17 protein-coding genes are annotated in these 14118 nt (G+C 69.3%); 13 read left to right on the top strand and 4 right to left on the bottom strand.

Features of this window, described 5'->3' with window-relative positions; genetic code table 11:
• Positions 1 to 199: 199 nt before the first annotated feature.
• A complete protein-coding gene (locus VHA82_RS20600; RefSeq protein WP_325547040.1) occupies positions 200 to 1636 on the bottom strand; it encodes an NAD-dependent succinate-semialdehyde dehydrogenase in 1437 nt (478 codons plus the stop codon).
• 112 nt (positions 1637 to 1748) lie between these two features.
• Between VHA82_RS20600 and VHA82_RS20595 the strand changes: the two genes are divergently transcribed.
• The 8 genes from VHA82_RS20595 (at position 1749) to VHA82_RS20560 (ending at position 7858) form a co-directional block, all read left to right on the top strand.
• The gene (locus tag VHA82_RS20595; RefSeq protein ID WP_325547039.1) at positions 1749 to 2834 is read left to right on the top strand and encodes a sensor histidine kinase; all 1086 of its coding nucleotides are present in this window, start codon (positions 1749 to 1751) and stop codon (positions 2832 to 2834) included.
• Positions 2831 to 3619 (top strand): LytTR family DNA-binding domain-containing protein, encoded by a 789-nt coding sequence (locus VHA82_RS20590; RefSeq protein WP_325547038.1) that lies wholly within the window; start codon positions 2831 to 2833, stop codon positions 3617 to 3619. The genes VHA82_RS20595 and VHA82_RS20590 overlap by 4 nt, the downstream gene beginning before the upstream one ends.
• A gap of 171 nt (positions 3620 to 3790) precedes the next feature.
• Complete coding sequence (locus VHA82_RS20585) at positions 3791 to 4306, top strand: Ig-like domain-containing protein (RefSeq protein ID WP_325547037.1); 516 nt, start codon at positions 3791 to 3793, stop codon at positions 4304 to 4306.
• A gap of 103 nt (positions 4307 to 4409) precedes the next feature.
• Complete coding sequence (locus tag VHA82_RS20580) at positions 4410 to 4955, top strand: glycine zipper 2TM domain-containing protein (protein ID WP_325547036.1); 546 nt, start codon at positions 4410 to 4412, stop codon at positions 4953 to 4955.
• Positions 4956 to 5015: 60 nt separating this feature from the next.
• Positions 5016 to 5255, top strand: coding sequence for a PepSY domain-containing protein (locus VHA82_RS20575; protein WP_325547035.1), 240 nt, complete (start codon positions 5016 to 5018; stop codon positions 5253 to 5255).
• Between the two features lie 11 nt (positions 5256 to 5266).
• A complete protein-coding gene (locus VHA82_RS20570) occupies positions 5267 to 5941 on the top strand; it encodes a response regulator transcription factor (RefSeq protein WP_325547034.1) in 675 nt (224 codons plus the stop codon).
• Positions 5938 to 7278 carry an ATP-binding protein gene (locus tag VHA82_RS20565; RefSeq protein WP_325547033.1) on the top strand — a complete coding sequence of 447 codons (1341 nt, stop codon included), beginning with the start codon at positions 5938 to 5940 and terminating at the stop codon, positions 7276 to 7278. Before VHA82_RS20570 ends, VHA82_RS20565 begins: the two co-directional genes overlap by 4 nt.
• A gap of 76 nt (positions 7279 to 7354) precedes the next feature.
• Complete coding sequence (locus VHA82_RS20560) at positions 7355 to 7858, top strand: HugZ family protein (protein WP_325547032.1); 504 nt, start codon at positions 7355 to 7357, stop codon at positions 7856 to 7858.
• A gap of 79 nt (positions 7859 to 7937) precedes the next feature.
• On the opposite strand, the gene VHA82_RS20555 is transcribed toward VHA82_RS20560, so the two are convergent.
• On the bottom strand, positions 7938 to 8603 hold the full coding sequence (locus VHA82_RS20555; RefSeq protein WP_325547031.1) for a carboxylesterase: 666 nt from the start codon (positions 8601 to 8603) through the stop codon (positions 7938 to 7940).
• Positions 8604 to 8729: 126 nt separating this feature from the next.
• Here VHA82_RS20555 and VHA82_RS20550 point away from each other — a divergent pair, with 126 nt between their 5' ends.
• Entirely contained in the window at positions 8730 to 9098 is a 369-nt protein-coding gene (locus VHA82_RS20550) for an HPF/RaiA family ribosome-associated protein (protein WP_325547030.1), read from the top strand.
• A gap of 58 nt (positions 9099 to 9156) precedes the next feature.
• Here VHA82_RS20550 and VHA82_RS20545 read toward each other — a convergent pair whose 3' ends face one another.
• Positions 9157 to 10071: an aminotransferase class IV gene (locus VHA82_RS20545; protein ID WP_325547029.1), complete on the bottom strand. Its 915-nt coding sequence runs from the start codon at positions 10069 to 10071 to the stop codon at positions 9157 to 9159.
• A 253-nt stretch (positions 10072 to 10324) separates the two neighbouring features.
• Here VHA82_RS20545 and VHA82_RS20540 point away from each other — a divergent pair, with 253 nt between their 5' ends.
• The 3 genes from VHA82_RS20540 (at position 10325) to VHA82_RS20530 (ending at position 12657) form a co-directional block, all read left to right on the top strand.
• The gene (locus VHA82_RS20540) at positions 10325 to 10681 is read left to right on the top strand and encodes a PA2779 family protein (protein WP_325547028.1); all 357 of its coding nucleotides are present in this window, start codon (positions 10325 to 10327) and stop codon (positions 10679 to 10681) included.
• A gap of 7 nt (positions 10682 to 10688) precedes the next feature.
• On the top strand, positions 10689 to 11720 hold the full coding sequence (locus VHA82_RS20535; protein ID WP_325547027.1) for a PA2778 family cysteine peptidase: 1032 nt from the start codon (positions 10689 to 10691) through the stop codon (positions 11718 to 11720).
• Positions 11721 to 11793: 73 nt separating this feature from the next.
• Entirely contained in the window at positions 11794 to 12657 is an 864-nt protein-coding gene (locus tag VHA82_RS20530; RefSeq protein ID WP_325547026.1) for an NUDIX hydrolase, read from the top strand.
• A 277-nt stretch (positions 12658 to 12934) separates the two neighbouring features.
• Here the strand turns inward: VHA82_RS20530 and VHA82_RS20525 are convergent, their stop codons facing one another.
• A complete protein-coding gene (locus VHA82_RS20525) occupies positions 12935 to 13576 on the bottom strand; it encodes a L,D-transpeptidase (protein WP_325547025.1) in 642 nt (213 codons plus the stop codon).
• Positions 13577 to 13805: 229 nt separating this feature from the next.
• On the opposite strand from VHA82_RS20525, the gene VHA82_RS20520 reads away from it, so the two are divergent.
• Positions 13806 to 14118 (top strand): hypothetical protein (locus VHA82_RS20520; RefSeq protein WP_325547024.1); only part of this gene is annotated, 313 nt, incomplete at its 3' end.

Raw genomic sequence — 14118 nt, 5'->3', positions numbered from 1 at the left:
CACCACCACGGCCGGTATCACGCGCAGACATCACGCGCAGACATCGCGCGCAGGCGCTGCGCGAACGCCCTGCCGACAAATCAAGGCAAATTTTCCATGCCGTGGATGATAGTCATTCACGGCGTGAATCATCACATCGGCGCGTTCCCGAGTGCCTTTCCGCGCGGGCCGGGCCGCGGCCGATTCGAATCAGTTCAAATCAGTTCATCACCGCAACAGCCCGCGTATTCAGATACGCCTCCAGCGCCTCCGGCCCGCCTTCCACGCCGTAGCCCGAATCCTTCACGCCGCCGAACGGCATCTCCGCCGACGGCATCGCGGGCATGTTGATCCACAGCATGCCGACCTGCACTTCGCGCGTGAGCAGATCGGCGTTCTTCAGCGACTTCGTGAACGCATAACCCGCGAGCCCGTACGGCAGGCGGTTCGCCTCCGCGACAGCATCCTCCAGCTTCTCGAACGACCGGATCGCCGCCACCGGCCCGAACGGCTCGTCGTTGAACACGCGCGCGGCCACGGGCACATCGGCGAGGATCGTCGGCTGCCAGAAATTGCCCGTCTCGCCGATGCGCTCGCCGCCCGTGAGAACCGTGGCGCCCTGCTCGATCGCGTCCTTCGTGATCTCCGCCATCGCCGTCACGCGCCGCGGATTCGCAAGCGGCCCCATCTGCGTGCCTTCGGCCAGGCCATCGGCCACCTTCAGGCTCTGCGCCACCTTCACCATCGCCGATGCGAATTCATCGCGGATGCTCTCGTGCACGAGAAAGCGCGTCGGTGAAATGCACACCTGGCCCGCGTTGCGGAACTTCGCGGTGCCCGACGCCTTGATCGCGAGCGCGATGTCCGCGTCCTCGCACACGATCACGGGCGCATGGCCGCCGAGCTCCATCGTCACTCGCTTCATGTAGCGGCCCGCGAGCGCGGCCAGTTGCTTGCCCACCGGCGTCGAGCCGGTGAACGTGATCTTGCGGATGACGGGATGCGGGATCAGGTAGTTCGAGATCTCGGCCGGCACGCCGTACACGAGCTGCAGCACGCCCGCGGGAATGCCGGCGTCCGCGAAGGCCTTCACGAACGCGGCCGGCGCCGCGGGCGTCTCTTCGGCGGCCTTCACCAGCATCGAACAACCCGCCGCGAGCCCCGCGCCGACCTTGCGCACGACCTGGTTGATCGGGAAGTTCCACGGCGTGAACGCGGCCACCGGGCCCAGCGGGTCTTTCACCACCATCTGGCGAATGGCGAGGTTGGTGCGCGATGCGACCAGCCGCCCGTACACGCGCAAGCCTTCGTCGGCGAACCAATCGAGGATGTCGGCCGCGGCGAGCGTTTCGCCCTTCGCTTCGACGAGGGGCTTGCCCTGCTCCATCGTGAGCATCGGCGCGATGTCCGCGGCGCGCTCGCGCACCAGCGCGGCGGCGCGGCGCATGATCTTCGCGCGCTCGATGGGCGGCATCGCCCGCCACGTGTCGAAGCCGCGCTGCGCGGCCGCGAGCGCGCGGTCCAGGTCGGCGGTGCCGGCCTGGGCGACCCGGCCGATCTCCTTGCCGCTGGCGGGGTTGAACACGGCGAGCGTGCGGCCGTCCGCCGCGTCCTGCCACTGGCCATCGATGTAGAGCTGGGTGTTCGGGTAGTTCATGAGGGCGGATGTTAGCGCCACCCGTCCGGCCCTGCCGCCGCCGGGGCATCCCCTGCCGTGCCTGATCGGGCGACGCTGGCCGCGCCTGCCGCGCTCGGGCATAGTCCCCGGCATGTCCGCGAACCCGCCCGCCCCAGCGCCACCGAGCGGCCCCGCGCGCGTGTTCGCGCTGCCTCGCGTCGCGGTGGTGGTGCTGGTCGCGTGTCTGCTCGGCCTGTTTCTCGCGGCCAGCTGGAAGTCCGACGCCGCGCCCATCGTCGCGCGGACTTGCGCCGTCGGACTCGTCGCCATGATGGTGTTCGGCCTCTTCGAGCAATGGCCGCGGCACCTGCCCGACTGGTTGCCGCGCTGGTCGCTGCAGGTCGCGGCCGTGATGCTCGTGATCCCGTTCAGCGTGATCGCCGTCTACATCGCGACCACGCCGCACGGCGCGCCGCCGGTGTGGAAGGTTCAGGAACGGCTGATGGGCATGGGGATGATGCTGGTGCTCGGCCTCATGATCGGTCCGTTGACCGCGGTGATCGCGGTCGTGCGCCGGACCGAAGCGACCTCCAGGCACCAGGCCCTCGTCTTCGAGCTCGAGCGCAGCGAGCTCGAACGCCGCGCCTCGGATGCCCGGTTGCACCTCCTGCAGGCGCAGGTGGCGCCGCACTTCCTCTTCAACACGCTCGCCAACGTGCAGGCGCTGGTGGACGCGGGCTCGCCGCAGGCGTCCGCCTTGCTGCGCAGCCTCACCGCCTACTTGCGCGCCGCCGTCCCGCGCCTTGCCGAATCCGCGAGCACGCTCGGGCAGGAGCTGCAGATGGTTGAGGCGTATCTTCAGCTCATGCATGCACGCCTGCCCGACCGGCTGCGCTTCAGCCTGACGGTGGACGAGGCCGCGCGCGCGCTGTACTGTCCGCCGATGGCCCTGCTCACGCTCGTGGAAAACGCGGTGCGCCACGGCATCGACCCCGGCGAGGAAGGCGGTCGGATCGACGTGGAAGTTCAGGTGCACGGCGAGCGCTGCATCGTGCGCGTGAGCGACACGGGCGTGGGTCTGCCGCCCTCCGCGAGCACAGGCGGTACGGGCTTGGCCGTGCTGCGAGAACGCATGAAACTGGCGTTCGGGGACACGGCCCGGTTGCAGCTGAGCGCCCGCTCGCCGGGCGGCGTGGTGGCCGAGATGGAATTTCCAGCGCGCGGCGCGATGGCATGAATGCGCGGCAGCCGACGGCCCTTGTCGCCGATGACGAGCCGCTTCTGCGCGAAGCGCTCGCCGGATTGCTCGGCAAGGTGTGGCCGCAGCTCGCGATCGTCGCGCAGGCACGCAACGGCCGCGAAGCGGTGGAGCGCTTCGAGGCGCTCGCACCCGACGTCTGCTTTCTCGATGTGCACATGCCGGGGCTGAGCGGCATCGACGCCGCGCAGCGCATCGGACGTCGCGCGCATCTGGTCTTCGTGACGGCTTACGACCACTACGCCGTCGATGCCTTCGCGCACGGCGTGCTCGACTACGTCGTGAAGCCCGTGGAGGCCGAGCGGCTCGCGCAGACGGTTTCGCGCCTGAAGGAGCGCCTGCAGGCGCGAGAGCCCGCGAGCAACACGGAGGCGCTGCTGCAGGAGCTGGCTTTGCAGTTGCAGCGCACGGCGAATGCGCCCGCGCCGCTGAGGTGGATTCGCGCGCAGGTGGGCGGCACGCTTCGGCTGATCGCGGTGGACGACGTCGACTATCTGCGATCGGACACGAAGTACACGCTGGTGGCATGGCGCGGCGACGGTGGGGGTCCGGCGGAAGCGCTCGTGAGCACGCCGCTCAGGGAGCTCGCCACGCAGCTCGACCCTGCGCAATTCCAGCAGGTGCATCGCTCGGTGATCGTGAACCTGCGCGCCGTGAGCCACGTCGCGCGCAACGACAACGAGACGGCGACGATTCACCTGAAGGGACGCGGTGAAGTGCTGCCGGTGAGCCGCAACTACGTGCATCTCTTCAAGCAGATGTAGGCCGCGTCCTTCGGCTTCTATGCCCGGCGGGGAGATGCCGCCCGCAGACCACAAGAAACTGCATTCCGTTCACGAAGCGTTCAGCATCCCATGCAATCCGTTCAGGGATCGTTCACCCCTGCCCGCGCAAACTTCCCTTCACGTTCAACCCACTCCTGAAGGAGGTTTCAAATGCAATCCGCACTCTTGCGCCACACGACCGTCACCGCCGCCGCCGTGCTCTTCGCCGCGGCCGGCACCCTCCTCGCGGCGAAGCCCGCGCAGGCCCAGCCATTCGCGGTGGCGATCCACGCGAGCCCCGCGATTGTCGCGGCCGCGCCTTCGATCGATCACTACGCCGAATGGCGCGCCGGCTGGGCGCCGCGCGCCGACCATCGCGCACCGGTCGTCACCGAAGTCACGCCCTCGCAAGGCGAAGGCGTGAGCGCGCGCGGCCTCACGCAAGTGTCCGCGCATTTCCGCGATCACGGCAGCGGCATCCAGTCCGTGTCGCTGCGCGTGGACGGTCGCGATGTGACGCGGCAGGCGCGCATCGACCGCGACGACGTGCGCTATCGCGCCGATCTGCGGCCGGGCCGTCACTTCGCCGAATTGCAGTTGCGCGACCACGCCGGCAATGTGACGCGCAGGAGCTGGAGCTTCGACGTCTACGGCGGCTGGCATCACGGGCCGGTGGGGATGCGGTAAGTCCACCTGCTGTCTTTCTGTCTGTCTCTCTCCATTCGGTGGGGTGCGCGGCTTCGCGGCCCGACCCACCGCCTTCACTCGTCTCGACTCGAGGACATTCCAAATGAAACTCTTCGCCCACGCCTTCCTCTTTGCCGCCAGCGCCCTCGCGCAGGCACAACCCGCCCCCGCTTTCATCGACCGCGCCCGCGTGCAGGAAGCGCAACCGCAATACGAGACCGTACAAGTCCCCCGCAACGAATGCGCCCGCCAATGGGTCACCGAGGCCACACCCGCATCCGTCTCCGGTGGCAGCGGCATCGGGGGCACCGTGATCGGTGGCGCCACGGGCGCGCTCATCGGCTCGCAGATCGGCAAGGGCAGCGGCCGCGACGCCGCCATCGGGGTGGGTGCCGTGATCGGCGCGCTCGCGGGCAATCGCATCGCGACGCGCGACTCGGTCGTCACCGCTCCCACCTACGAGCAGCGCGAAGTCCGCACGTGCCACACGGTGGCCGACACGCAGACCCGCCTCACCGGCTACCGCGTCACCTACGAGTACCGCGGCCATCTCTACACGACCTTCACGCGCGAACAGCCGGGCGCGACCGTGCCGGTGCGCGTCGCGGTCACACCGCTCGACGAGGCGGAGTACCATCGCGCGGACTGACTCGCCGCCTCCTGCGATTTCGCCCAACGCCGCCCTCCAACGCCGCCCCTCAAGCCGACCATGTCCCGCCTGCGCATCGCCATCGCCGCCCTCTTCGTCGCGTGCTGCGCGCTGCCCGCGTGGGCCGACGTGAGCCGCGACGACGCGGCGGCGCTCGCGCAGCGGCAAACCGGCGGTCGCGTCCTGTCCGTGGAACGCGCCGATGCGGGCGGCAGACCCGTATGGCGCGTGAAGGTGGTGACGCCACGCGGCGAAGTGCGCGTGATCCTGGTCGAAGTCGCCACCGGCCGGCCGGTCTGAGGCAGCGCACCATGCGCCTATTGCTGATCGAAGACGAGGCGCCGCTGCGCATGACGCTCGCGCGCCGGCTCGAAGCGGAGGGCTACCGCGTCGACCAGGCCGGCGACGGCGCGCAGGGACTCTTCCTCGCGAAGGAGTATCCCTTCGACCTCGCGATCGTCGACCTCGGGCTGCCCAAGGTGAACGGCCTCACGCTCGTGCAGCAGCTGAGGCGCGAAGGCAGCACGATGCCGATCCTGATTCTCACCGCGCGCAACACCTGGCAGGACAAGGTGACCGGGCTCGAAGCCGGGGCCGACGACTACCTCGCGAAGCCCTTCGAATATCCCGAGCTCGCGGCGCGCGTGAAGGCGCTGCTGCGCCGGTCGCTCAAGGCCGCGGGCGACCAGCTCACGCTTGGCGCGCTCGCGATCGATCTCGCCGCGCAGGCCGCGAGGCTCGAGGGCGAACCGCTCGAGCTCACCGCGTTCGAATACCGCCTGCTCGAGTACCTGATCCGGCATCGCACCCGGGTCGTCGCGAAACAGGAACTCGCGGACTACCTCTACCCGGCCGGCGAAGACCGCGACAGCAACGTCGTCGAGGTGCTGATGGGGCGGCTGCGGCGCAAGCTCGACCCCGAAGGCAAGCTCTCGCCGATCGAGACGGTGCGCGGGCGCGGCTATCGCTTCACCTTGGGACAATGAAGCCGGGCTACTCGATACGGGCCCGGCTCGTGCTCGGCGCGGCGCTCGTGCTGCTCGCCTTCCTCGCGGGCGCCGGCGCGGCCGTGAAGCGCGCGCACGCCCAAAGCGTGCTGAGCGAGCGCTACGCGCAATTGCAGTCCACGGTGTACCTGCTGCTCTCGCACGCCGAGCTCGACGACGCGGGCCGCCTCGTGATGCCCATGACGCTCGCGGAGCCACGGCTTTCGGTGCCGCAATCGGGTCTCTATGCGGGCATCTACAACGTGAATCGCGAGGAGCAGTGGCGATCGCTTTCCACGCTCGGCGTGAGTCCGCCGTTTCGCCTGCGCGGGCTCGCGCCGGGAGAGTGGCGCACCGAGGTGCTGGAAGGCGGCGGGCGGCCCTACATCGCCGTGAGCTATGCCGTGAACTGGGCCGTCGCAGGCAAGCAGGCGCCGCTCGTGCTTTCGGTGGTCGAGGACCAGGCCGACTTCAACCACGAGCTCGCGGTCTTCGCGCGCACGCTGTGGGCGTGGCTCGGCGGTGCGGCGGTCCTGCTGCTCGTGGCGCAAAGCCTCCTCCTCGCATGGGCGATGCGGCCGCTGCGCCAGGTGATCCGCGAGGTCCGCCGCATCGAAGGCGGCGAGCAGGCGCGAATCGAAGGCCGCTATCCGATGGAGCTCTCGGGCCTCACGGACAACCTGAACACGCTCATCCAGCAGGAACGCGACCGGCAGGTCCGCTACAAGGAAGCGCTCAGCTTTCTCGCGCACAGCCTGAAGACGCCGCTCGCGGTGCTGCGCAACGCCTTGCACGAACCGGCGGGGCTGCCGCAGGCCGTCCGGGAACAGGTCGCGCGGATGGACGACATCGTCGGGCATCAGCTGGGACGCGCGGCCGCGAGCGGCGCGGCGCGCTTCGCCCCGCCCGTGAAGATCGCACCGGTGCTCCAGCGCGTGCGCGAAGCGCTCGTCAAGGTGTATTCGGACAAAGGCATCGAGATCGAGGTCGATTGTTCGCCCGAGCTCGCGTGGCGCATCGACGAAGGCGATCTCTTCGAGATCCTCGGCAACCTGATGGACAACGCGGCCAAGTGGGCGAGCCGGCGCGTGATCGCTCGCGCCGCGCGCGACGCGCGGGGGCTGCACATCGCCATCGAAGACGACGGCCGCGGCTTTGCCGCGGAGACCGAGGCGCTCTTGCGGCTGCACGTGCGCGGCGACGAACGCGTGCCCGGCCACGGCGTCGGTCTGGCGAACGTGAACGACATCGTGCGCAGTCACGCGGGCGAGCTGCAGCTCCTGCGCAGCGAGCTCGGTGGGGCGCGAGTGCTCGTGTCGCTGCCGGACGGGACGTGATCGCATCGACGCGGTTGCCGCGCGGGCGGGCCTCTTCTGGGCGAAGCCACGGCGCGGCCGCGGCGACAATGGGCCCATGGACGAAGAAAGCTCCCGACTGCTGCGCTCGCTGCTCGACACCCGCCGCGTCGCCGCGCTCGCCACGCTGCACCGCGGCGAGCCCGCGGCCTCCATGGTTCCCTTCGTGCTGGCAAGCGAGGATGCGCGGCTTTTGATCCACGTGAGCGAGCTCGCCACACACACGCGCGACATGCTCGAGACACCGCGCGTGAGCGTGCTGGTCGCCGCGGGAACGGACGGGCCCTGGCTCCCGCATGCTCTGCCGCGCGTGAGCCTGCAGTGCGATGCGCGGCCACTCGAGCGCTCCGGCGGGCAATACGCGAGCGCGAAGTCGCGCTACCTCGACTGCTTTGCCGAAGCCGAGCAGATGTTCGAGCTCGGCGACTTCTCGCTTTTCGCGCTCGGGCCCATCTCCGCGCGGCTCGTCGCGGGGTTCGGCCGTGCGTACAGCCTCGCGGGCGATGCGCTGCAGGCGTGGCTGCGGACGCGGCCGGGCGACTCGGGTCTGGCTCGTGAGTGAGCCCAAGGCTCGCGGGGTGCGGCGATCAGCGATCAGCGATCAGCGAGCAGCGGGCGCTTCGCCCAGGCCGGACTCAGCGTCAGGCCAGGACTTTCAGCAGCCACGCGTTGAGGTCGGCGATCTCCTGCGCGCACACCGAGTGCGGCATCGGGTATTCGTGCCACTCCACCGGGTAGCCGAGCGCGACGAGCTTGTCGCGCGAAGCCGTGCCGCGTTCGAGAACGAGCATTTCGTCGTAGCGGCCGTGCGCCTGGAAGATCGGCGTCTTCGCGTTGGCCGCGCTACGCTCCGCCTCCGTGGTGTCCGCGAGGGGCAGGTAGCCCGACATCGCGATGATCCCGGCGAGCGGCTCCTTGTGCCTCAAGCCCGTGAGAAGCGACATCGCGCAGCCTTGCGAAAAGCCGCCGAGCACGATGCGGCGCGACGGCATGCCGAGCGCCTTCTCGCGCTCGAGCAGCGCTTCCAGCTGGGCCTGCGATTGCCTGAGCCCGGCCTCGTCCTGGCGCCCGTGCTGCTCGGTGCCGAGGATGTCGTACCAGGCGCGCATGCGATAGCCGCCGTTGATGGTGACCGGGATCACCGGCGCGTGGGGGAACACGAAGCGCACCGGCCCCACGGCCTTCAAGTCGAGTTCGCTTGCGAACGGCACGAAGTCGTTGCCGTCGGCGCCGAGCCCGTGAAGGATGATGATCGTCGCGCGCGGCCCGGGCGCCGTTTCGATGTCGATGGTTTGCAGCACAGGCATGTTCCCCAAAGGAAGCCCGCAGCATAGCGCGGCTCGCAAGGGGCGTCCGACACGCTTGTCGAAACGCTCCGACTTGCGCTCGGCGCGGCGCCCCCCACACTGGAGGCACCGACGAAAGGAGCGCACATGCACGTCGAAGTGAGAACCAGCAACGGCATCGGCAACAAGGAGTCCCTCGAACGCTGGGCGAGCGACTACCTCAACGAGCACCTGGCCCGATTCGGCCGCGACGTGACGGACGTGGAGGTCCAGCTGTCCGACGAGAACCACGCCGACAAAGGGGGAGCGAGCGACAAGCGCTGCATGATGGAAGCGCGCCTCGCCGGCCACCCGCCCGTGGCCGTGAAGCACTTCGCCCCCGACCAGAACCTCGCTTTCCGCGGCGCGGCCGAGAAGCTCGCGCATGCGCTGGACCGCGCGCTCGGCAAGCTCGACCGCCGCGAGCACCGCTCGCACGACACGATCCGGCGCGATTCGGACGTGCTGTCGCGTTGAGCCGCGTGCCGGGCGGCCCCCACCGCCCGGCGCACTTCTCTCAACTCATTGAGCTCACTCAGCTCACTTCCCCTCCGTACGCGATCGGGGTGCTGTAGCGCGGATCGCGGTGCCACTCCCAGTACAGATCTCGCAGCCTCGCCGTCACCTCGCCCACACGCCCATTGCCGAGCTCGTGCCCATCGACGCGCGTCACGGGCAACACCCCGCCACCCGAACTGCTGAGGAACGCTTCGTCCGCGCCGCGCAGTTCCTCGGCCGCGAGCGCTCGCAACTCCACCGGCAAGCCGAGCGACTGCGCCATCTCGATCACCGTGCGCCGCGTGACGCCTTCGAGTACGCCTTCGGCCGGCGTGACGAGCCTGCCGCCCGTCACGGCGAACACGTTGAAGCCGGGCCCTTCGACCACGCCGCCCGCGCCGTCGGTGAGCAGCACCGTGTCGCCTCCGGCATCGAGCGCGCCGAAGAGCGCCATCGTCATGTCGTTCCAGTGGTAGTTCTTCGCGCGCGGGTCCACGCTCGCGCTCGGGATGCGCCGCACGCCGCTCATGACGACGTTCAGGCCGCGCGCGCGCTGCTCTTCGTTGGCGATCCACACGTAGGGCACGGCGAACGCGTGGAACCGGTTCACCGCCTGGCGCGGATCGCGCGAGCCCCAGGGCGGCTGGCCGCGGGTGCAGATCATCTCGACGTACGACGAACGCAGCCCCGCGAGGCGAACGCAGTGCGTGATGATCCCGACGATCTCGTCGCGCGACTTGCCCGCATCGAGCCGGAAGCGCCGGCAGCTCGCGAAGAAGCGGTCGAGATGCGCATCGAGCCGGAAGAATGCGCCGTCCCACACCGTCACCACGTCGTAGGCGGCATCGGAGCGCAGGAAGCCCCAGTCGGTCATCGCAATCGAGGCGTCGGCGATGGGTACGAATTCGCCGCGCTGCCATGCGGCGCCGGCGGAGAAGTCGGGTGAAGTCATCGAGCGATTTTGCACAACCCGACCGACAGGCCGCATCCGGTACTCGGCCGTCTGCATCGCGATCGGGCGCGCTCGATGCCGAGTGAAGCGCCAAGGTCGGCTTGTGGACGCAACACTGCGCTCAAATTCTTGTAACACAGTGTGTAACGGAACGGCTGGGGTATCCACAAGGCGAGCCGGCATGCGTACATTGGACCTTCGTGTCCGGCACCCGCCGGACGCGATCCTAAAAACCCACTTCAGGAGCTCCGAGATGATCTCGACGATGAAGAAGACAACTTGCCGCCTGCTTGTCACCTCCCTGCTCGCCTTGTCGTTCCAGACGGCGAACGCCGGAATGATCGGCGCGGACAAGGCGGCGCCCAGCCCGTCGACCGAGCGCGCGTACGTGCTGAACGCGCTGGACCGCGCGGAAGTCGCGAGCCAGCTGCTCACGGCCGGCGTCGATCCGATGGATGCGAAAGCCCGCGTCGCGGCCATGAGCGACCAGGAAGTGCGTTCGATGATGCAGGACATGCAGGCCGCGCCTGTGGGCGCATCGGACGCGGGCGTGTGGATCGGCGTGCTGATCGTCGTCGGCCTCGTGTGGTACTTCGCATTCCGCAAGTAAGGAGACCATGACAGGAAGACGCAGCGCGGTGACGCGACGCAGTATCCGGCGCCTGTGCTGCGGGCTCCTCCTTTCGATCGCGGTGTCGGGCTGCGCGATCCTCGCGCCGCTCGTGCCGCAGACGGTGGCCCTGCGCACATCGTGGCCGCAGGGCGTCCCCGAGAGGACCGAGCTCGCCTCGGTCCCCTTCTTCCCGCAGGACGAATACCAGTGCGGCCCGGCCGCGCTCGCGACCGTTCTCGGCGCGAGCGGCGCGGCCGTCACGCCCGAATCGCTCGTGCCCGAGGTGTGGCTGCCGTCGCGCAAGGGCAGCCTGCAGCTCGAGATGCTCGCCGCGCCGCGCAAGCACGGCCGCGTGAGCTATCGCCTCGAGCCGAACTATTCCGCCTTGCTGCGCGAGGTCGCGGCGGGCAACCCGGTGATCGTGCTGCAGGACGTCGGCCCGCTTTTCGCGTGGTGGCACTACGCGGTCGTGAACGGCTACGACTACGGCACGGGCACGATCTACCTGCGCTCGGGCACCGAGCCGCGCAAGGAAATGCCGTTCACCGCGTTCGAGCGCACGTGGATCAAGAGCGGCTACTGGGCGATGGTCGTGCTGCCGCCCGACCGCGTGGCGGCGAGCGCCGAAGAAGATTCCTGGCTCGAGTCGCTGCTTGCGTTCGGGCGTGTCGCGGACACGGATGCGGTGCGCCGGGCTTACGCGGCGATGCTGCGGCGCTGGCCCGACAGTCTCGCCGCGGCGATCGGGCTCGCGAATGCGCTGCACACCCAGGGCTCGCTCGCCGAGGCCGCCGACGTGCTGCGCCGCGCGCTCGAGCGGCACCCGCAGTCGGTGATCGCGATGAACAACCTCGCACAGACGCTTTCCGACCAGGGGCTGCAGCAGCAGGCGCTCGAACAGATCGATCGCGCGATGGATGCGCAAAGCCCCTTCGCGTCCGACGTGCGCGCCACGCGCGAGCTGATCCTGCAGCGCATTCAGCTGCGGCTGCAGCAGCATGCGCAGCAGCGCAAGGCGGCTTCGTCTTCGCGTTAGTCCGAGTGCCACGCCCCGCGTGCCGGCGCGGCGCCGCGTGCCGGCGCCCGCGCGCTCTGGTAGCCTTGCGAGCATGGAGTACGTCGAGCGCAACCTTGCGCCGCCCCTGCCTTCGGCCACCGTGCTGCTGCTGCGCGACCAGGCGGCGGGCCTGGAAGTCTTTCTCCTGAAGCGCCACGGCCTGTCGGATGTGCTGGGCGGCGCCTACGTGTTCCCCGGCGGCAAGCGCGACCGCGACGACCTGGAGCTCACTGCGCGGCTCGACCAGCCGCTGGCAGCGCTGCAGGCGAGCCTCGGCGAGCCGGAACTCGCGCCGGACGAAGCCGGCGCGCTCTACATCGCCGCGGTGCGCGAAGTGTTCGAGGAGACGGGCGTGCTCTTCGCGCAGGTCGCAAGCGCGGGCGCGCGGCGCGCATGGTCCGCGCTGCGCGAAGGCCGGCGCTTCGAGGAGGTGCTCGATCTCGTCGGCACGCGCCTCGACACCTCGGGACTCGTGCCGTGGTCGCGCTGGATCACCCCGATCGGGGGCGCCGTCATTCGCAAGCGCTTCGACACGCGCTTCTTCGTCGCGGCCGTGCCGCACGACCAGGAACCCGTGCACGACGAGCACGAGGCCATCGAAGGGATCTGGCTTTCACCGCGCTCGGCCCTGCAGCGTTACTGGGCGCAGGACATGCAGTTCGCGCCGCCGCAGATCATGAGCCTTGCCCATCTGTCGCGTTTCACGAGCGTGGCGGGCGTGCTTGCCGATGCGCGCAGCCGCCCTCCGCCGCTCGTCCAGCCCGAGCCGTTCGAAGCGGATGGAATTCGCTTCGTGTGCTACCCGGGCGACGAGCGCCACCCCTTGCCCGAGCGCGCGATGCCCGGTCCGACGCGGCTTTGCTGGCGCAACGGCCGATTCGAGCCCGAGGGGGGGCTGCAAGCGCTCTTGTCTTAGAAGCCAGCCTACACGCCGGCGCGCGCTCGGCTTGCCGTGCGCGGCGCGAGAGGACGCGAGACTGGCATCCGAGCCGGTCGGCGCCGCGCCACAAAGACAGGTATCGGGGCTCTTGCGCACCGCCAATGCAAGGAGCCGGAACATTGTCCAGCTGCGCCGCCGGCCCTTTTGTTCGCGAGCAATCGATCATGACGCCCACGATGTTTCGCATCTTCTGCCTGGTGGCCATCGCCATCGCCGCGTTCACGATGCAGAAGGCGCGCGCCTTCGAGCGGCATCAGGCGCCGCCGAAGACCTCGGCCAGCGCGCGCGTTTCCGGGAGCACGTACACGACGCTCTTCGTCGTGCCGAGCACGCGTTCCACCACGCTCTTGTAGAACGCCACCGGCACGATCACGCAGCCGAGCGACACGCGATGGTCCTGGGCGCGCGGCGATTCGAGCCGCGCCTGCCGCGCGGCTTCGCTGCGGCCGGGGCGCAGGCGATGGATCGCGAAGGCGTTCTCGTAGTCCACCCACACGATCGGCTCGCCCGCGGCGTTGCGGCCGGGCTCGGAATCGAAGCGGCCCGCGGGCGTCGTGCGCTCGTCCTCGCGCACCTGGCCGAGCTGAGCTCGCTCGCCGACGCCGGGCACGGTGAAGTCGCCGGGTGTCGCGCCGAGGAGCGCACTCGATGCGCCGGCAAGCGAGCCGTCGCCGTGGAAGACGTAGAGCATCGCCTGCTTCTTGTCCACGACGGCGAACGGGCGTCCGTGGTGATCGTGCGTCGCGTGCACCCAGCCGAGCAGCTGGCGCACCTCCGCGCCGGGCACCTTGAGCGGCGGCGGGCCGCCCGCGTGGGTGGGCCAGGACAGCAATGTCCCGGCAGAGAAGATCGCGGCCGCCAGCGCGGCGCGCAGGCCGAGGGCCTTGTACTGCATCCGAGTCCCCTGGGCCGTGGACGGCCCCTTTTGTGATCAGCCGAGCTCTTTCGAGCTCAGCAAGAGCGGATGCTAGCAAGCCCGACGGGTGCGGGCAAGGGCCACGAAACATGAGAGGCGAACGAGGCGGAATTTCGTATTCTTGATTTCGATATTTAGTTCTTTGATTCTTTTGGCTCATCGAGAATGAACGTATCCTCCGCATCTCGAATATTCAGGAGGAGCGTCGATGGTCGCCATCGTCACGGGCAACGGCCTTGGGTTGACACTTACTTCGCTTGCCACGCTGGGAGAGCAAGGAACCGCGGGCTCGGCCGGCACCGGCCGAAGCGGCGAGCAGGTGTACGTGAACGCGAGCAACGGCAACCTGGTGGTGCAGGACCGCGATGAGAAGCTTGCCGCGCGCGGGGTCGATCTGGTGGCGCTGCGCACGTACAACAGCGAAGGCAAGATCGTGGGCGGCCACGCCGATGCGTGGGCGCTGGGATCGATGCGCGAGCGCATCGTGCCGCCGGCGAGCTGGGGCAGCGGCTTGCTGGTGC

The sequence above is a fragment of the Ramlibacter sp. genome (genome assembly GCF_035548915.1).
Lineage (GTDB): Bacteria > Pseudomonadota > Gammaproteobacteria > Burkholderiales > Burkholderiaceae_C > Ramlibacter.
The sequence above is the reverse complement of the archived record's forward strand: the minus strand, read 5'-3'. Positions and strand labels throughout refer to the sequence as shown.